Origin of the sequence: Citrobacter freundii ATCC 8090 = MTCC 1658 = NBRC 12681, from assembly GCF_011064845.1 — a bacterium.
Classification (GTDB): Bacteria; Pseudomonadota; Gammaproteobacteria; order Enterobacterales; family Enterobacteriaceae; genus Citrobacter; species Citrobacter freundii.
Genome location: NZ_CP049015.1, coordinates 183,650 through 202,720, shown reverse-complemented (window position 1 = coordinate 202,720; position 19,071 = coordinate 183,650). Strand labels below are relative to the sequence as shown.

16 protein-coding genes, 1 tRNA gene and 1 other RNA gene are annotated in these 19,071 nt (G+C 52.5%); 4 read left to right on the top strand and 14 right to left on the bottom strand.

Annotation, left to right across the window (positions count from 1 at the left end; genetic code table 11):
• Positions 1 to 127: 127 nt before the first annotated feature.
• Positions 128 to 235: a type I toxin-antitoxin system toxin Ldr family protein gene (locus tag G4551_RS00970; RefSeq protein ID WP_003837741.1), complete on the bottom strand. Its 108-nt coding sequence runs from the start codon at positions 233 to 235 to the stop codon at positions 128 to 130.
• 427 nt (positions 236 to 662) lie between these two features.
• On the opposite strand from G4551_RS00970, the gene megL reads away from it, so the two are divergent.
• Together megL and G4551_RS00960 are read left to right on the top strand one after the other, a co-directional pair.
• Complete coding sequence (megL, locus tag G4551_RS00965; protein ID WP_003837740.1) at positions 663 to 1,859, top strand: methionine gamma-lyase; 1,197 nt, start codon at positions 663 to 665, stop codon at positions 1,857 to 1,859.
• 117 nt (positions 1,860 to 1,976) lie between these two features.
• A complete protein-coding gene (locus tag G4551_RS00960; protein WP_003837738.1) occupies positions 1,977 to 3,275 on the top strand; it encodes an aromatic amino acid transport family protein in 1,299 nt (432 codons plus the stop codon).
• Positions 3,276 to 3,310: 35 nt separating this feature from the next.
• Here the strand turns inward: G4551_RS00960 and G4551_RS00955 are convergent, their stop codons facing one another.
• The 12 genes from G4551_RS00955 to G4551_RS00900 form a co-directional block, all read right to left on the bottom strand.
• Positions 3,311 to 4,513 carry a sigma-54 interaction domain-containing protein gene (locus G4551_RS00955; RefSeq protein WP_003024321.1) on the bottom strand — a complete coding sequence of 401 codons (1,203 nt, stop codon included), beginning with the start codon at positions 4,511 to 4,513 and terminating at the stop codon, positions 3,311 to 3,313.
• Positions 4,514 to 4,689: 176 nt separating this feature from the next.
• Entirely contained in the window at positions 4,690 to 5,694 is a 1,005-nt protein-coding gene (gene dppF / locus G4551_RS00950; protein WP_003024319.1) for a dipeptide ABC transporter ATP-binding subunit DppF, read from the bottom strand.
• The gene (gene dppD, locus G4551_RS00945) at positions 5,691 to 6,674 is read right to left on the bottom strand and encodes a dipeptide ABC transporter ATP-binding protein (protein ID WP_003024317.1); all 984 of its coding nucleotides are present in this window, start codon (positions 6,672 to 6,674) and stop codon (positions 5,691 to 5,693) included. Before dppD ends, dppF begins: the two co-directional genes overlap by 4 nt.
• A gap of 10 nt (positions 6,675 to 6,684) precedes the next feature.
• Positions 6,685 to 7,587 (bottom strand): dipeptide ABC transporter permease DppC, encoded by a 903-nt coding sequence (dppC, locus tag G4551_RS00940; RefSeq protein WP_003837734.1) that lies wholly within the window; start codon positions 7,585 to 7,587, stop codon positions 6,685 to 6,687.
• 9 nt (positions 7,588 to 7,596) lie between these two features.
• Positions 7,597 to 8,616 (bottom strand): dipeptide ABC transporter permease DppB, encoded by a 1,020-nt coding sequence (dppB, locus tag G4551_RS00935; RefSeq protein WP_003837733.1) that lies wholly within the window; start codon positions 8,614 to 8,616, stop codon positions 7,597 to 7,599.
• Between the two features lie 166 nt (positions 8,617 to 8,782).
• Entirely contained in the window at positions 8,783 to 10,390 is a 1,608-nt protein-coding gene (dppA, locus tag G4551_RS00930; RefSeq protein ID WP_003837731.1) for a dipeptide ABC transporter periplasmic-binding protein DppA, read from the bottom strand.
• The gene (locus tag G4551_RS00925) at positions 10,305 to 10,541 is read right to left on the bottom strand and encodes a hypothetical protein (protein ID WP_127674029.1); all 237 of its coding nucleotides are present in this window, start codon (positions 10,539 to 10,541) and stop codon (positions 10,305 to 10,307) included. The genes dppA and G4551_RS00925 overlap by 86 nt, the downstream gene beginning before the upstream one ends.
• 592 nt (positions 10,542 to 11,133) lie before the next feature.
• Positions 11,134 to 11,267: non-coding RNA, RtT sRNA (locus G4551_RS00920), on the bottom strand.
• A 32-nt stretch (positions 11,268 to 11,299) separates the two neighbouring features.
• Positions 11,300 to 11,376 (bottom strand) — tRNA-Pro (locus G4551_RS00915).
• A gap of 91 nt (positions 11,377 to 11,467) precedes the next feature.
• On the bottom strand, positions 11,468 to 13,162 hold the full coding sequence (gene eptB / locus G4551_RS00910; RefSeq protein ID WP_003837727.1) for a kdo(2)-lipid A phosphoethanolamine 7''-transferase: 1,695 nt from the start codon (positions 13,160 to 13,162) through the stop codon (positions 11,468 to 11,470).
• 213 nt (positions 13,163 to 13,375) lie between these two features.
• Positions 13,376 to 14,578 carry an L-lactate MFS transporter gene (locus tag G4551_RS00905; RefSeq protein ID WP_003024301.1) on the bottom strand — a complete coding sequence of 401 codons (1,203 nt, stop codon included), beginning with the start codon at positions 14,576 to 14,578 and terminating at the stop codon, positions 13,376 to 13,378.
• A 251-nt stretch (positions 14,579 to 14,829) separates the two neighbouring features.
• Positions 14,830 to 15,531: an autotransporter outer membrane beta-barrel domain-containing protein gene (locus G4551_RS00900; protein WP_003024299.1), complete on the bottom strand. Its 702-nt coding sequence runs from the start codon at positions 15,529 to 15,531 to the stop codon at positions 14,830 to 14,832.
• Positions 15,532 to 15,688: 157 nt separating this feature from the next.
• On the opposite strand from G4551_RS00900, the gene tag reads away from it, so the two are divergent.
• Together tag and G4551_RS00890 are read left to right on the top strand one after the other, a co-directional pair.
• On the top strand, positions 15,689 to 16,258 hold the full coding sequence (tag, locus tag G4551_RS00895; RefSeq protein ID WP_003837723.1) for a DNA-3-methyladenine glycosylase I: 570 nt from the start codon (positions 15,689 to 15,691) through the stop codon (positions 16,256 to 16,258).
• Positions 16,248 to 16,688: an N-acetyltransferase gene (locus G4551_RS00890; protein ID WP_003837722.1), complete on the top strand. Its 441-nt coding sequence runs from the start codon at positions 16,248 to 16,250 to the stop codon at positions 16,686 to 16,688. The genes tag and G4551_RS00890 overlap by 11 nt, the downstream gene beginning before the upstream one ends.
• Here the strand turns inward: G4551_RS00890 and G4551_RS00885 are convergent.
• Positions 16,657 to 18,990 carry a molybdopterin guanine dinucleotide-containing S/N-oxide reductase gene (locus tag G4551_RS00885; RefSeq protein ID WP_003837720.1) on the bottom strand — a complete coding sequence of 778 codons (2,334 nt, stop codon included), beginning with the start codon at positions 18,988 to 18,990 and terminating at the stop codon, positions 16,657 to 16,659. The two genes, G4551_RS00890 and G4551_RS00885, sit on opposite strands and share 32 nt — an antisense overlap.
• Positions 18,991 to 19,071: the final 81 nt, after the last annotated feature.

Here is a 19,071-nt window from a genome sequence, read left to right as displayed (position 1 = left end):
GCGACAGGATAGGCACCTGGCGACGAGATTTATCTGCATTTAAGCCGAAAAAGGCCGCAAGGTTAACCCCTGCGGCCTGGTTCGGGCGCATGTTGCCATTACGGCAGGCAGACGCCCGCAAAGTGCATTACTTCCTGTTACGCAGCCAGTTCACAATCAAGCTGGCAATAATGCCAGCGATAATTGGAGCCGCTAAATCGTGCCAGAAAGCCACGCCTAAGTGTGCGAGCGTCATATAGCCGCCTGTGTTGCAATGGCAACTGTTCGCGGCTATTCTTGAGTTGTTGAGGTTCAAGTTAGCCCCCGTTTTGTTGCCAGGTTTATACCGAACAACGTGCGGGGGTTTTCTCTTTCCAGCAACCTATGCCGCCGGGGATCAAGCCCCCGCAACATCGCGCCTCACCGGGTAAACCCGGCTTGCTGCTGATTCTACGGTAACACTTCCGTCTCATCACCCCGGAGTGATCCAGTCTGCGTAAAGCCTCGCAATTACGGCTTAATAAATCCGCCAATCGCTGGAAAGTTTCTTGCCAACTGGCAACTTTCCTGACGGCTACCCGCACGATAAAAACACTAAAGCATTGATATACATTAGTTTATTTTCTGGCACAGCGATTGCTATATGACTGTGAGCTGTTCTGTTCCGAATCAAAGGAGATATCATGTCTGACTGTCGTACTTACGGATTCAACACCCAGATCGTTCACGCGGGACAACAACCCGACCCTTCAACTGGCGCGCTCAGTACGCCTATTTTCCAGACTTCAACGTTTGTTTTTGACAGCGCCGAACAAGGTGCCGCCCGCTTTGCGCTCGAAGAGTCCGGGTACATTTACACCCGTTTGGGTAACCCCACCACCGATGCGCTGGAGAAAAAGCTGGCGGTACTGGAACGAGGTGAAGCCGGACTGGCAACCGCGTCCGGTATTTCTGCTATCACCACAACGCTGTTGACGCTTTGTCAGCAGGGTGACCATATCGTTTCCGCCAGCGCGATTTACGGTTGTACCCACGCGTTTTTGTCGCACAGCATGCCGAAGTTTGGGATTAACGTCAGCTTTGTCGACGCGGCAAAGCCTGAAGAAATCCGCGCCGCCATGCGCCAGGAAACCAAAGTTGTATATATCGAAACGCCCGCTAACCCGACGCTATCGCTGGTCGACATTGAAACGGTAGCCGGTATCGCCCATCAGCAAGGCGCATTGCTGGTGGTGGATAACACCTTTATGTCGCCGTACTGTCAGCAGCCTTTGCAACTGGGCGCGGATATTGTGGTGCACAGCGTCACCAAATATATCAACGGTCACGGGGATGTGATTGGCGGCATCATTGTTGGTAAGCAGGAGTTTATCGACCAGGCGCGGTTTGTTGGCCTGAAAGATATCACCGGCGGCTGCATGAGTCCTTTCAATGCGTGGTTGACGCTGCGCGGCGTTAAAACGCTGGGCATTCGTATGGAGCGTCACTGTGAAAATGCGCTGAAAATCGCCCGCTTCCTCGAAGGGCATCCGTCCATTACTCGGGTGTATTATCCAGGCCTGTCATCGCATCCGCAGTATGAGCTGGGCCAGCGACAAATGAGCCTGCCAGGTGGAATTATCAGCTTCGAAATCGCTGGCGGCCTCGAGGCTGGCAGACGGATGATCAATTCTGTACAATTATGCCTCCTCGCGGTCAGTCTCGGTGATACCGAAACCCTCATTCAGCACCCAGCGTCTATGACACATTCGCCCGTTGCGCCAGAGGAACGGCTTAAAGCAGGTATTACCGACGGGCTTATCCGTCTTTCTGTGGGTCTTGAAGATCCAGAAGATATTATTAACGACCTTGAACACGCCATCAGAAAGGCAACATTCTGACCAATATGGCCTGAACCGACGCCGTTCGGTTCAGGTTGTTGAGAATCAAGGCACAACAGTCTGGCAATACGCGCAATCCTCTTTCGGGGAGAACGTGTATTTTGGGCAGGGGGTTCTATGCAGGACAACACATTACAATTAAGCAACAATACAGCAACCGCCGTACCATTCTCAAAAAAAATACCGTTTACGAAATACGATTTTGGCTGGGTATTACTGTGCATAGGCATGGCCATTGGTGCCGGAACGGTACTGATGCCGGTACAAATTGGCTTAACAGGCATTTGGGTATTTATTGTCGCCTTTATTATTGCTTATCCGGCAACTTATATTGTGCAGGATATTTATTTAAAAACATTATCAGAAAGTGAAACCTGTAATGACTACACGGACATTATAAGTCATTATCTGGGAAAAAACTGGGGCGTATTTCTTGGCGTCATCTATTTTCTGATGATTATTCACGGCATATTTATTTATTCCTTATCCGTGGTTTTTGACAGCGCTTCATATATCAAAACCTTCGGCTTGACCGAGACCGATCTTTCACAGTCGATAATCTACAAAGTGGCCATTTTTGCCGTGCTGGTCGCCATTGCTTCCGGGGGAGAAAAACTGCTGTTCAAAATCTCCGGCCCGATGGTAGTGGTCAAAGTGGGTATCATCATCGTATTTGGTTTTGCGATGGTTCCGCACTGGAACTTCGCTAATATCAGCGCCTTCCCTGAAGCCTCGGTGTTCTTTCGCGATGTGCTGCTAACCATCCCGTTCTGCTTCTTCTCCGCGGTGTTTATTCAGGTGTTGAACCCTATGAACATCGCCTACCGCAAACGGGTGGCAGACCGGGTACTGGCCACTCGTATGGCTATACGTACGCATCGGATCAGTTACATTACGCTGATTGCGGTCATCCTGTTTTTCTCTTTTTCTTTTACCTTTTCCATTAGCCATGAAGAAGCCGTTTCAGCCTTCGAACAAAATATTTCCGCACTGGCGCTGGCGGCACAGGTGATTCCGGGACAGATTATTCATATCACCTCAACGGTATTAAATATCTTCGCCGTATTAACCGCGTTCTTTGGTATTTATTTGGGATTCCACGAGGCGATCAAAGGAATTATTCTTAACGTACTGAGCCGCGTTATTGACGTGGAAAAAATTAATCCTCTGGTGCTTACGCTGGGTATTTGTACCTTTATTGTTATCACCCTGGTGATTTGGGTATCGTTTCGCGTATCAGTACTGGTGTTCTTCCAGTTAGGCAGCCCGCTGTACGGGATTGTGTCGTGTATTATTCCGTTTTTCCTGATCTATAAAGTCACACAACTGGAAAAACTACGCGGGCTGAAAACCTGGCTAATCCTGCTGTACGGGATCCTGCTGTGCCTGTCGCCATTACTGAAGCTGATTGAATAACCCGCGTAAACTGCGCCGTCAGCTCCTGGCGGCGCTTAGCTCACACTCTCCAGTTGATAGCTGCGAATTTTATTCAGTACCGTGGTATGTGATACCCCCAGCGCTTTGGCGATATGCCGCGACGACACATTCTCTTCCATCATTTGTTCAATAAGCTGGCGTTCCGCATACAAAACCTGCTCTTTAAAAGGACGTTCTGTCGGGCCTTGCTCAGCGGCGGGCAAATTCACCATCCCTAATTCTTCGGGCGTAATGACATCGGATTCCGCCATTAGCATCAGACGAATAATGGTATTTTCCAGTTCGCGCACGTTTCCCGGCCAGCTGTGATGGTGCAAGGCATCAAAACAAGCTTTATCCAGAATGATCCGCCGTTGGAATTCCTTCGCGTATTTCTGCACAAAGTGGCGAATCAACAGACTGATATCCTGCGGACGCTCCCGCAAAGGCGGAATAGTCAGGGAAAGTACATTGATGCGGTAATAGAGATCGGCGCGCAACAGACGTTGTTCCACCATATCTTCCAGATTGGCGTTGGTTGCCACAATAATGCGTACATTAACCGGAATAATTTGCGCCCCGCCAACGCGACGGATCCCGCCATCCTGCAGGACGCGCAATAATTTAGCCTGTAAGCCCAGCGACATTTCACCAAATTCATCGAGAAAAAGGGTGCCTTTATCGGCCATTTCAAACAGCCCTTTTTTGCCTTTACAATCCGCGCCGCTAAAAGCCCCTTTCTCATAGCCAAAGAATTCACTCTCCATAAGCGACTCAGGTAGCGCAGAGCAGTTGACCGGAATAAACGGATAAAAACGTCGCTGCCCGGAATTATGGATAGCCCGGGCCAGCAGCTCTTTGCCGGTACCCGTATCGCCACGGATCAGAACGGTATATTTGCTGTCAGCAATTTTTATCGCCTTTTCGATAAGCGCGTGCATGCTCTGGCTGCTGCAAATAATGTCAGAGAAATAACGCGGGCGTTCCGGCTCCGGCGTTGACAGCTCGCTTATCTCCTCACAGAGGTAAGCGACATTAATAATATCGGCGCGCTGGCTTAAACAGGATTGCACACAGGAAATATCCTGTAGCTGGCGGCACCAGGATTTAATCAGGATCCGTCCAGGTGTGACTTTCATGGAGATGATATTGATATCGCAGCAGGAAAATTCCTTCAGGACATCCTCAACCATCGACAGACGATCAATTGTTTTAATATCCCAGCGTATCGTGACCACATTTGCTCCTGATAGTTAGCAACTGCGAAATAGATATTTCTGTGACGAGAGGAAAACTGACTACATTTTAGACGCTGTGGAATAATGTTCTGCCAGAGGACTCACATTGTGGACGGAAAAACAAAATATAAAAAAACCGGAGCACAAGGCTCCGGTTATCGGGTCATAACCCACGTTTATTGCTGTGGGTTTTCGTCCTGGTCAACGGCGAAACAGGCCACCAGCTGACCGCCATAGTCTTTTAACTGTGGCTGAAGCTGAGTACACGGACCAAATCGACGACGGCAACGGGCGTTGAATGCGCAGCCTGGTGGCGGATTCAGCGGGCTTGGCAGCTCACCGGTCAGCTTGATACGCTCGCGGCGATCGTCCGGGTTCAGGCGCGGCGTTGCGGAGAGCAGCGCTTGCGTGTACGGATGACGCGGATTATTGAAGATTTGGTCCTTCGTCCCTTTCTCCACGCAGCGGCCTAAATACATCACCATCACTTCATCGGCAATGTGCTCGACCACCGACAGGTCGTGCGAGATAAAGACGTATGACAGCCCCAGTTCCTGCTGCAAATCCATCATCAGATTCAGCACCTGCGCACGCACCGAAACGTCCAGCGCTGAGACCGGTTCATCGGCAATCACCACGTCCGGATCAAGCATCAGACCGCGAGCGATGGCAATACGCTGACGCTGACCGCCGGAGAACATATGCGGATAGCGGTCGTAGTGCTCGGTTTTCAGCCCCACTTTCGCCATCATCGCCAGCGCTTTTTCACGACGCTCCTCTTTGCTTAGCGTGGAGTTGATCAGCAACGGCTCTTCCAGAATCTGCCCTACTTTTTTACGCGGGTTCAGGGAACCATAGGGGTTCTGGAACACTATCTGGATTTTCTGCCGACGCAGCTTCTGCGCCTGCGGGTCATGCTTGAGTAAATCCTGTCCCTGGTAATACAGCTCACCGCCAGTCGGGATTTCAATCATCGTCAGCAGACGGCCAAGGGTGGATTTCCCACAGCCCGACTCACCTACCACCGCCAGCGTTTTACCGCGCTCCAGAGTAAAGGAAACGCCATCCAGCGCTTTCACCAGGCGTTCCGGGGCGAACATGCCCTTCTTCACCGGGTAGTGTTTTTTCAGGTCAATTGCCTGCAACAGCGGCTGTTGCGCGGCGGCCTTTTGCGTACTCATAGCCCAGGCCTCCCGGCATCATCAAGTGGGTAGTGGCATTTCGACTGACGACCGCCTTCCAGCAGGTTCAGTTCAGGTTCTTCAGCGCGGCATTTGTCGGTCGCATAGGGGCAGCGTGGATTCAGCAAACAGCCGCTCGGGCGGTCATATTTACCGGGAACCACGCCCGGCAGTGAGGCCAGACGCGCTTTGTCCTGAGCAAACTCCGGCAGCGCGCGCAGCAGCGCCTGGGTGTAAGGATGACGCGGCGCGCGGAAGATATCCTGCGCGGCCCCGGTTTCCACTACCTGCCCAGCGTACATCACGATGATTTTGTGTGCCGCTTCAGCCACCAGCGCCAGATCGTGCGTGATTAAGACCAGCGCCATGTTCTCTTTTTGCTGCAATTCCAGCAGTAGCTCGATGATCTGCGCCTGAATGGTCACATCCAGCGCCGTTGTCGGTTCATCGGCAATCAGCAGCTTCGGACGACAGGCAATCGCCATCGCGATCATCACGCGCTGACTCATCCCACCGGACAACTGGTGCGGATAGACATCCAGACGCGAGGCCGGATCGGGGATCCCCACCAGCGTCAGCAGATCAATTGCCCGCTGAATACGCGTTTTTTTGTTGCCGCCCTGGTGCACCTTGATGGCTTCCATAATCTGGTAGCCGACGGTGTAGCAGGGGTTAAGGCTGGTCATCGGGTCCTGAAAGATCATTGCCACTTCCGCACCCACCAGTTGGCGACGCTCTTTCTCAGAGATGCGCTTCAGGTCGCGACCATTAAACTCCAGATTTTCGGCCATAACGCGGCCAGGGTAGTCAATCAGTCCCATAATCGCCAGCGAGCTGACGGACTTACCAGAACCAGACTCCCCAACAATGCCAACCACCTCACCCTGATTCACACTGTAGCTAATGCGGTCTACGGCGCGGAATTCGGAACCTACGTCGCCGAAATGCACCGATAATTTATCTACATTTAATAACGCCATCTCGAACCTCTTACTGCTTCAGTTTGGGATCGAGCGCGTCACGCAGACCGTCACCCATCAGGTTAAATGCCAGCACCGTCAACAGGATCGCCAGCCCCGGGAAGGTCACAACCCACCAGGCGCTTTGGGCAAACTGCAGAACGTCAGAGAGCATGGTGCCCCATTCCGGCGTAGGCGGCTGTGCGCCCATCCCCAGGAAGCCGAGGGCAGCCATATCGAGAATGGCGTTAGAGAAGCCAAGCGACGCCTGAACAATCAGCGGCGCAAGACAGTTAGGCAGAATATTGACGAACATCTGGCGCATCGCGCCGGCTCCCGCCACGCGGGATGCGGTGACGTAGTCGCGGTTAACTTCCACCAACACAGCGGCGCGCGTCAGACGCACATAGTGCGGCAATGCCACAAACGTCAGCGCCAGCGCAGCGTTGCCTATCGAGGGGCCAAATACCGCCACCAGCACCAGCGCCAGTAACAGGCTCGGCAATGCCAGCATGATATCGACCACACGCATGATGACGTTATCGACAATTCCACCAAAGTAGCCGGCGATCAGCCCAAGAACCACGCCCATCAGCAGGGAGAGTACAACCACCAGACAGCCAACCAACAGCGACAGACGCGCACCGTACATCAGGCGGGACAGCACGTCGCGGCCCACATCATCAGTACCAAACAGATGCGCCATGGAACCGCCTTCCTGCCACGCAGGAGGAGCTAGTAGCGTATCGCGGAACTGGTCTGCCGGGTTGTAGGGTGCAAGGACGTTGGCAAAGACCGCAATCAGGATCATTACCACCACATACACCAGCCCAACAACCGCGCCTTTGTTGCGTTTAAAATAGTGCCAGAACTCCTGCAGCGGCGTCATCGGCACCGGTGCAGCAATAACTTTGTTTTCAGTAACCTGTGACATGATGGCCCCTTACTTCTTATGCCGAATACGCGGGTTCACCACGCCATACAGCAGGTCTACCAGCAAGTTGACGAGGATAATCATCGTCGCGACCAGCAGTACCCCGCCCTGCACTACCGGATAATCACGGCGTTGCAGCGCATCGATCAGCCAGCGTCCCAGCCCCGGCCACGAGAAGATAGTCTCGGTCAGGATTGCCCCAGCCAGCAACGTACCAACCTGCAGGCCGATAACGGTTACAACGGGCAGCATCGCGTTACGCAGAGCGTGAATGATGATGACGCGCATACGGGTCAAACCTTTAGCGCGCGCGGTACGAATGTAATCCTCGCCCAGTACTTCCAGCATCGACGAACGTGTCATACGCACAATGACCGCCAGAGGAATGGTACCCAGCACCATCGCAGGCAAGACCATATGCGCCAACGCATCGATAAAGTTGCCCTCTTCACCCCAGATGGCGGTGTCTATCAACATAAAACCGGTCAGCGGATTGGAATCATCAAGGAACACCATGTCGCTCACCCGCCCAGAAACTGGCGTCAGGTTCCACTGCACGGAAACCAGCATGATCAGCATCATGCCCCACCAGAAAATCGGCATGGAGTAACCGGTCAGCGCCAGGCCAACGGCGGTGTGATCGAAAATGGAGCCGCGCTTAACGGCAGCAAGTACACCCACCGGGATACCCACTGCGACGGCGAAAATCATCGCGCAGACGCCGAGTTCCAGCGTGGCTTTGAATCGAGGTACGAACTCTTCCCACACCGGTAAGCGGCTTTTCAGTGAGATACCTAAATCGCCATGCATAACCCCCCAGATATAGTGGAGGTACTGCTGCCACATAGGCTTATCCAGACCGAGTTCAGCCAGCAGTTGAGCATGACGCTCAGGGGAGATCCCACGTTCACCTGCCATGATCATAACCGGATCGCCGGGGATCATATGGACGAAGGCAAAGGTGAGAAGAGTGATACCGATAAACGTGGGGATGACGAGTCCCAAACGTCGGAGAATGAACTGCAACATAACCCGGATTCTCTCTAATGACGCACGGCCTGGAACCGTGAGTCTGCATTGCTCACAAATCTTATCCCACGCAAACTGCATCGTGGGTAAAGCATTACGCCGGATGGCGCTGCGCTTATCCGGCCTACACAATACCGGGGCGCAGCGCTTCCTTGATTGCTTTTAATTATTCGACAGAGACGTTTTCGAAGTGGTGTTTGCCTAATGGATCAACCACATAGCCTTTTACTTCTTTACGCACTGGTTCATACACGGTGGAGTGAGCAACAATCAGAGCCGGGGCCTGATCGTGCATAACAACCTGAGCTTGCTTGTACAGTTCAATACGTTTGTTGTGATCGTCGGTCGCACGCGCCGGTTGGATCAGGTCTTCAAACGGCTTGTAGCACCAGCGAGAGTAGTTGGAGCCGTCTTTCGCTGCCGCACAGCTAAACAGGGTGGCGAAGAAGTTGTCCGGATCCCCGTTGTCACCGGTCCAACCCATCATCACCGCCTGATGTTCACCCGCTTTGGCGCGTTTCAGATACTCGCCCCACTCGTAGGTCACAATCTTGGCCTGAACGCCAATTTTCGCCCAGTCAGCCTGAACCATTTCCGCCATACGACGAGCGTTCGGGTTGTAAGGACGCTGTACCGGCATGGCCCACAGTTCAACGGTAAAGCCTTTGTCCTGACCGGCTTCCTTCAACAGCGCTTTGGCCTTCTCAGGATCGTAGGTGTAGTCTTTAACGTCGTCGTTATAGCCCCACATGGTCGGTGGGATCAGGTTTTTCGCGGCAACGCCAGCACCCTGATAAACCGCTTTGATGATCGCTTCTTTGTTTACCGCGTAGGTCAGCGCCTGACGGACTTTCACATCATCAAACGGTTTCTTCTCGGTGTTGAAAGAGAGGTAGCCAACGTTCAGACCGGCCTGCTCCATCAGGTTGATATTTTTATCCTGCTTCATGCGTGCGATGTCAGCCGGGTTCGGGTACGGCATCACCTGGCACTCGTTCTTCTGCAGTTTGGCGTAACGCACAGAAGCGTCAGGCGTAATGGAGAAGACCAGACGGTCGATCTGCGGCTTAGTGCCCCAGTAACCTTCGAATGCTTTATACAGAATACGAGAGTCTTTCTGGTACTGCTGCAGCTGGAACGGACCGGTACCGATTGGGTTCAGATCCACTTTCTCCGGGGAACCGGCTTTCAGCATGTTGTCCGCATATTCTTTGGAAAGAATAGAAGCGAAGTCCATCGCCAGGTCAGCCAGGAACGGTGCTTCCGGGCGAGTCAGCACGAACTGAACGGTTTTATCATCCACTTTTTTCACTTCGGAGATCAGGTCTGGCAGACCCATCCCTTCGAAGTATTCATAGCTGCCGCCAGAAACTTTATGGTACGGGTTCTGGGCATTTTTCTGACGATCGAAAGAGAACACCACGTCATCGGCGTTTAAATCGCGCGTCGGTTTGAAATCTTTGTTGTCCTGCCACTTCACGCCCTGACGCAGGTGGAAGGTATAGGTTTTACCGTCTTCGCTGATTTCCCACTTCTCAGCAAGTCCCGGGATCACTTCAGTTGTGCCGGTTTTGAACTCGACCAGACGGTTATAGATCGGCACGGAGCTGGCATCATAGGTGGTACCAGAGGTGAAAAGCTGCGGGTTAAAGCCTTCAGGAGATCCTTCTGAACAATAAACCAGAGTTTTAGCCTGTACGCTTGCTGCGACGGTCATAGCCACCAGGCTCAGACCAAGCTTCAGCATCCCTGACTTCTTCAAGGAAATACTCATTCTTCTGCTCCAAATGTGATGTTTGTTGTTTTACCCTTTGCAATGGGTTTGCACCGCCTGGCCTTTTTTGTTTTTTACCCGGCCGGGTCAGCGTTAAGAGGATGGGGATTCCGTTCACATAAGCGACTGAGTTGCAGTGCGGATTCTCCATGAAATGCCCCTCATACCCTACAATCTGTCAACAGAATGTGAAAACGTCAATACAGGTAACCGCGATTTACACCAATGGTGAGAATTGGCAAACAAAGATTAAAAAAAGTGCAAGCGGGTATTTTCAGCAGGGAAATTTGTGCTACGCGCACTATGCCAGAATAAACATCTTCATACTTCGCAACATTTGGAGATTAACATTTATGCAATTTATTCAAATTTTCCCAATGAATGCTGCATATCTGAGCGATTAATGCCATGAACGTTAAAACGCACAGCGGAAAATGCCAGCGCCAGCCATAAGTAGCGCAAAAAAAGTTTCAAGCAAACATAAAAAAAGGCAATGGAATATGTCACAGAATCGTTAACTGTCAGTGGGAAGTGATGCACAATTTTTGCAGATAAAAGGAAGGTCAAAGGTGGGGTTGGAATAACGCCATACACGCCGGGATGAAACTGAGTCTGTAGGCCGGATAAGGCGCTTGCGCCGCCATCCGGCCAATGCCAAAACCGTGCAATGTTTTGCCTGATGGCGCTTCGCTTATCAGGCCTACAAAGCAAAAAACCCTGCTCGTTGAGCAGGGTTTTAAATTTGGTCGGTGATAGAGGATTACTCGCCACTACGTGGCTCGCCCTGCGGGCCGTTGCTGACGCAACGTTCTCTCGCTACGCTCGAGTCGAACCTCTTACCCCCGGAGGTTCTCATCCTCCTGGGCTATAAAGCAAAAAACCCTGCTCGTTGAGCAGGGTTTTTGAATTTGGTCGGTGATAGAGGATTCGAACCTCCGACCCCTTCGTCCCGAACGAAGTGCGCTACCAGGCTGCGCCAATCACCGAATGCGGGGCGCATCTTACTGCTCAGCCGCGCGCCCGTCAATCCCTTAGTATCAAAATGCCATTTGATCGGCGAGAAAGTCAGCAGCTCTGTTACTGGGCTGTAACCTTCTTCGCGTCCGGGATACGACACCAGTTGTTATTCTCGTTAATCCCCCCATTTGGCGAGGTATAACCAAGGCAACCCAGAACGGTATCGTACAGTTCCACATGACGACGCGGCACCTTCATCTCAGCTTCTTGCTTCAGGTGCGCAAATGCCTTCGCATGGTCAGGGTCTTCCAGATATTTGTCTGACATCCACACCATCATAGGAACGCGGAACTGCTCAGGCGGCGCCATTTTACGCGGCGTACCGTGCAGGTGCTCACGTTCGTTAATTGACTCACCGTGATCGGCGGCGTAAAACACGATCGCTTTCTTATCGCGCAGCTGATCAAACACCTGGGTAATAAAGTGATCAACGTAGGTTACCGAATTATCAAATGAATTAATCATCTCAGCTTTCGAGCAGCCACTATCAACATTGACACACTCCGGCTTCCACTGTGCATATTCGCGGGTGTAGCGCTGGGTGTAGTTAAAATGCGAGCCCTTGGTGTGCAGAATAATCAGACGCTTTTCGCCATCATCAGTCTTCTGTAAAGATTGCTGCATCTCATTAATCAGCAGCATATCGTCAACGTTTTTGCCACGGTTACGCGGCTCTGCGCCAATCTGTTCACGATAGGCAATGTTTTCCGCCATGGTATTGCTGTAGAACCACATCTCGCTTTGCATCGCGTACAGATCGGTTTTAAATCCTAACTGGCCGAGCACAGAAAAGACGTTTTGTTCTTTCAGCGTACGCTGTGGGTTTTCCTCTGCCCCACCTTCACGAACGAACATGCAGCGTAGTGAAAGCTTGGTCGCGGTATCACAGGAATATCCACGGAAAGCCGCCAGGTTTTTCTCCTGAGCCAGCCTTGGCGTGGTGTTTCGCTCATAGCCAAAAATCCCCATATGATCCCAGCGCGTGGTTTCACCGATAATAAACACGACATAGGTGTCGTCGAGATTGTTGGGGGCAACGTAGGTGAACTTCTTCGCCGGGTTCATCAGCGATTTGTTGTCTGAAGATTCATCCACCTGCGCCCAGGCGTATAAACCCAGCGCAGAGAGCCAGTTTGACGGCAAATAGGAGTTCGCAACGACTCCGCCGTAGCTGGGTAAATCGATCCCTGTTTCACGCTCAACGCTTTTTTGTTGCATGCTGAGCAGACGAATGGGCGCCCACACCATCAGGCCAGCCAATAAAACCGCCGCTACGCTACGCCATCTCATGCCAGGCGTACGAATCTGTTTCATCAGGGTATAACGACAGCGGTTACTCCAAATCAACACCAATGGGATAATACTGACTGAAACCAGCCAAACGATAAAATGCCAGCCGACGACTTCTTTTGATAAATCAATATCGGTGGTCATGACCGAGGCAATAATACCGTAGCCAATGACCACATTCAGGAAGGTCATGTAATAGCTGGCGCCGGCAGAGCAGAGCACCACAAACGTTGCCAGGACACGCCAGACGCGTCGGCCAAATAAAGAGAGAACACGGAGTAAAAAAAAGGTCACCAGCACAGTGCCAGCTAATTCAACAACCGCAGAGAGTCCTTTCCAGACGGTAAACTCGTGCGCATATCCGCTAAAGCGACGGAAAAACACAGCGCAATTCATAAAAAGACCGATATAGATCGCCAGCAAGAAACTCAGCTTCTGCTGCGTCATCGATTTGATATATCTCATGCAAACAAACCCTGGAGGAAGGGATAAAAACACCCTGCGCAAAAGCCTGTCAGGCCATACAGGGGAAAAGTGCGACAAGTGCAGATAATAAGAAAATTCTACAGCGCAGGTAAGTAGACCACAGGAGGGAAGAAAAGTGCTTATAGAGAATGCAAACGGCGCATATATTTTTGTAAATATATGCGCCGGGCATTAATCAGACCACTAATAGATTCAGGCGTGTGCCTCGGTATAGACGCTACGCTGCGGCTGACGAATAGTGGTAGAAAGCGCCAGCGAGATAATTAACAGCGCAAAGATAACGCAGAAGGTCACATAGAATCCGCCGAACAGCGAGGCGATAATGGAACCACAAATGCTGCCGATACCGAAACCTAAGTAAATGACACCGTAGTTTTTAGCCAGGTTGTTCAAACCGAAGAACTCACTCACCAGTGACGGGAACACGGTGATGGTGCCACCAAAGTTAAATGCCACACAGGCAATCGCCGTAAAGAAGGTCACATCATTCAACGGCGCGAACAGCAGTGCCGCCATACCCACCAGCGAAACGACCTGACCAATGGTGATAACGCGAATACGAGAGATTTTGTCGGACAGAATCCCCAGAACTAGACGACCGGACAGGTTAGCGATAGAAATCACGGTCACCGCGTTTGCCGCCGTTGCCACATCCATATGTGCCAGACTTTGTGCGATATCTTTCGCCACGCCAATTACGTACAGCCCGCTCATACACGCCGTCAGGAACATGACCGCCAGCATCCAGTACTGCGGTTTACGCATGGACTGCGCCAGGGTGTAGTCATTCTCAACCACGCCATTTTTCGTTTTCACTTCCTGATTCGGCGCGTCTTTCATCAGCGTGGAGCCAAAGACGATCATTACCAGCACAATCGCGCCCCAGATCATGAAGGTTTTTTCCAGACCCACGGTGCTCAACAGTTGGCTATCGATGAATTTAAAACCGAGGCTGCCAAGACCGTAAGAACCGATAGCGAAGGCGGAAATCAGCCCTTTACGCTCCGGGAACCATTTTACACAGTTGGAAAGTGTTAACAGGTAGCCTGCGCCATCCGCCAGACCAACCAACACACCAGCGCTCAGCCACAGCATAATCAGGCTGTCAGAGTGGGCGGTTAAGAAGAAGCCCACACCGAGTAAAATACCGGAGGCCATGGTGACGCGTTTCACGCCAAAACGTTCCTGCAGTTTCCCGGCGACGGAAGAAGAAATTGCCAGCCCGAGGCTCAGCAGGCCAAAGGAAAAGGCAACCTGACTCACCGGCGCATCAAGCTTAGAAGAAAGCGCACCGTTAAACAGGCTCCAGGTATAAACAGAACCTAAAGCAAATTGGGTAATGATGGTGCCGATCAGTGTCAGCCAGCGGGTACGCTGATAATCAGAAGTTTTCATGGCAGTCTTCCTGCATAAACAAAAGGGGAAATTCTCTGCCAACAACCATACCGAAGCGTTTTTATGAGCAGGGGAAAACGGCATGAAATGCCGCCAGGACGGAATGAAATGCCTGGAATGCGGAATGAATGACGAGACAAAAAGTCGGGTTACTGAATTTTATCGCATGAGTTAGTACACGCTATCGCTGGAGTGCGTGTGATTGTTGATCTCAACATGTAATCAAGATGTTTATGTGATGATTGTTTACGTTAAAATTTGGCGCTCACTCCCATGGTGTACATATAGTCGCTGTTGTTGGTGCTATTTTCCGCCTGCGACAGCGCCGCGTAAGCCGCCATGTGCGGGTTCAACAGCATATCCGCACCGACGGTAACATCTACCCAGTTACCGTCCTGACCCGCCGCCGTCATGCGACTGAGACCCGACTGCGCCTTCCAGATATTTTCGCCAAACTGCTGGTTATAGCTGATTTGCGCCCACGGTCGCACATCACCGAACTGCGAATTGACTCGCCAGCCCAACGAGCTCACGCTGGCATGCCACAGCGGATCGTTCTGCGTTGCCGACGTCGCGCTATCGCCAAATTCGTTGTAAGTAGATGTGGTGGAACCGTCATAATGCAGCGCGGCAACCGGACCGGTTGTCACCTGCCTTGAAAGCGGGAAGTTCCAGCCCATACTCATGCCGCTGGTGGCATCCATTGGTGTCTCATCCGCCAGATTCACCACGGGCCCCGCCACGTTCTGAGTGGAACGAATACGTTCTTCCAGAATGTCGTTATAACGTGGTTGGTGATCGCTGTCCCATGTATAACGTTCAGCCGTATGCCCTGACAGCGCATCAACGATATATTCTTGTTGCCAGCCATATGCTGTATTGATGGACAGCGCACAAACTATGACGCTCGCCAGAGTTAACCTTTGGCGACCACTACTGTTTCTTATAAGCATCAACGCGACTCCAGAAAAGAGCCGAATTCGGCGATATTATTGTCATTGTGTGAAGTATTTGGGCCAGCAGGCCTTGTATTAAATATTGTCTTTTTAGCTGGCGCGTCAAGGCGGGCCGAATGAAATTTTTACGCCAGTAAAAACAGCGAGGAAGAATATGCAGCGTTGCGGATGGGTCAGTCAGGATCCACTTTACATTGCCTACCACGACAAGGAATGGGGCGTCCCCGAAACCGATGGCAAAAAGCTGTTCGAAATGATCTGCCTCGAAGGCCAGCAGGCCGGGTTATCGTGGATTACCGTACTCAAGAAACGGGAAAATTATCGCCACGCTTTCCACCATTTTGACCCGGAAAAAGTGGCGACCATGACCGAAGAGGATGTGGAAAGGCTGGTACTGGATGCCGGCATAATTCGCCATCGCGGAAAAATTCAGGCCATTATCGGCAACGCTCGCGCCTTTCTGACGATGGCACAAAACGGAGAGTCGTTTAGCGAGTTCGTCTGGTCATTTGTTGATAACCAACCACAAGTGACCCGCGCCGCCAACCTGAGCGATATTCCCACCTCCACGCCTGCGTCAGACGCGCTGTCTAAAGCGTTAAAAAAACGCGGTTTTAAGTTTGTCGGCACCACCATTTGTTACTCCTTTATGCAGGCATGCGGCCTGGTCAACGATCATGTCACCAGCTGCATCTGTTATCCGGGAGAACAACATGATTCGTGAATCAAAGGCTGAAGATATATCAGCGATTCTGACGCTGTGGATGGAAAGCACAATCCATGCCCATCCGTTTATCGAAGAGCGCTACTGGCGCGAAAGTGAATCAGTGGTGCGGGATGTTTATCTGCCAGCCGCGCAAACCTGGGTGTGGGAAGAAGAAGGCGAGCTCAAAGGTTTTGTCAGCGTCATTGATGACCGCTTCCTCGGCGCGCTGTTTGTCGCGCCTGCCGCCATCAGAAGCGGGATCGGCAAAGCGCTGGTGCAGCATGTGCAGCAGCGCTTTTCGTTACTCAGCCTGGAGGTCTACCAGAAGAATCAATCCGCGGTGAACTTCTACCATGCGCTGGGTTTTCGCATTGAAGACGGCGCATGGCAGGAAGAGACTCACCATCCCACGTGGATTATGGGCTGGCAGGCGGATCAAACGCCGTAAGCGTCAACGTGGGTCCGCTGTATTTTTCAAGCCACGCCAGCGCGGTGTTGCCCGCGCAGCCATTCCCCAGCTTCGAGCTGGGGAGATCTTTGGTCAGCACGTTGACGGCGCCATTTTTACAAATACCGTTCGCTGCGAGATCCAAATCAGGCCAGGCGCCTTCATGAATACAGATAACGCCGGGTTTAATACCCGCCGTCACCACCGCGCCCGCCAGAACTTGACCACGCTGGTTCCACACCCTGACCGTATCGCCATCCGCAATGCCGCGTGCGTGGGCATCCTGCGGATGAATCGTTACCGGCTCACGATCCGCTACCGCGTACTGCTCACGTAGCGCACTGTAGTTAAGCTGACTATGCAAACGGTGCGCCGGATGGGCGGAAAGCAGCTGTAGCTGGTCCGGTTCGGCGTTACCGAACCACTCATCCGGCTCCAGCCACATCGGGTGCCCCGCACAGTCCGCGTAGCCGTAACCAGCAATCCTCGCGGAGTAGATTTCAATTTTTCCGCTGTCCGTTTTCAGCGGATGAGCCTGCGGGTCGCGGCGAAAATCCGCAAAACGGATAAACTGCGCGCTGGCGGCATTTTCCGGCATTTCGATCAGGGCGTTGCGCTGCCAAAACTCGGCGAAAGGCGGCAATGTCACCTGCTGACTGGCCCCACGTTGCCCGGCAATATTGTAAAACGTCTCCAGCCATTCCAGCTCGCTTTTGCCTTCGGTGAATCGCTCGTAACCGCCCTCTTCCCAGCGTTCACTCAGCTCGGCAAAAACATCATAATCATTTCGCGCTTCGTCCTGCGGCGGCACAACCTGCTTCATCGGCACCAGGTGCTGGTTGCTGTAGTCGCCGGTCATGGTCAAATCATTGCGCTCAAAGGAGGTGGTCGCCGGCAGTACGATATCGGCATGCTTCGCTGCGGCGGTCCAGAAACACTCCGAGATAACCACCAGCTCCGGTTTTTGCCAGGCGCGAATTAAACGGTTAGTGTCTTGATGATGGGTGAAGTTAGCGCCACCAGCCCACCACAACATGCGGATGTCCGGGAAATGGCGGTCCATGCCGTTGTGCTGGTAAAAACCACCGGGATTTTCCAGCGCTTCAACAATTCGCGCCACCGGGATTTTATCTACCGCGTCGGTACCGCCTTTAACGCTGCCCTGCATTGAAGCCAGCACCGCAGCCCGGCGCGTTGGGTTGCCTCCGTTGGCAAAATGGTACGACAGCCCAAAACCGCCGCCTGGCGTCCCGATTTGCCCGAGCATGGCGGCCAGGGTGACGATCATCCAGTGTTTCTGCTCACCATACTGTTGGCGCTGCATCCCCCATCCGGCCATCAGCATGGTGGTATTTTGGTGAAATATCGCCGCAAGTTCGCGTATTTTTGTTGCGGGTATACCGCAAATCTCCGCAGCCCACTCTGCCGTTTTCACAACATCATCAGATTTACCCAACAGATAGTTTGCAAAACGGTCATAGCCGGTGGTACACCGGGCGAGAAAATCCTCGTCATGCCAGCCGTTTTCCACCAGCGTATGCGCGATGCCCAGCATCAGCGCCACGTCGGTCCCCATATGCGGGGCAATCCATTCCATCTTTTCGCCAAAGAATTCGACGCTTTCCGATCGCATCGGATCGATACAGATCAACCGTTTACCGCTGTCGCGCAAAGCCTCAAAGTAAGCGAGCCCCTGCTCATCGGACGCATTCCAGGCAATCTTCAGTGTATTCAGCGGATTAGCGCTCCATAACACCACCACCTCGCTGTTCTCAAGCACCACAGGCCAGCTGGTTTGCTGCTGGTAAACTTCGTTACCGCCCACCACGTACGGCATGATCGCCTGCGCAGCCCCCGTCGAATAATCCCCCAGATGCCCGGTATAACCGCCTGCCAGCGCCATATAGCGTTGTAGCAGGGTTGCCGCTTTGTGTAACACGCCGTTAGAGCGCCAGCCATAGGAACCGGCAAAAATCGAGGCCGGGCCGTAGCTATCACGGATGCGTTTATGCTGCGTATGGATAAGATTCAGCGCATCGTCCCAACTTACGCGAACAAATTCATCCTGCCCACGCACGCCCTGGGGATTCTCCGGCGAGGCGAGAAAGCCTTTACGCACCATTGGAAAACGTACCCGCGTTTTACTGTGAACCTGGTCGCGCACCACGGTTTGCAAAGAGTTGGGATGGGAAGTGGGCAGCGCGCCACGCGAGGAGAAAACCGTCTCACCATCGGTGTCGACGAGAATTGGTCCCCAGTGGGCGGCGGTTAACACCGAGTAATGTGCGGGTGAATTAGCCAAGATGGCGCTCCTGAATGCGATGTGACGGCTTATTTATTATGCCGTTCAATGTTACTTACAAATTTCAGAGTCTTCCCTGGA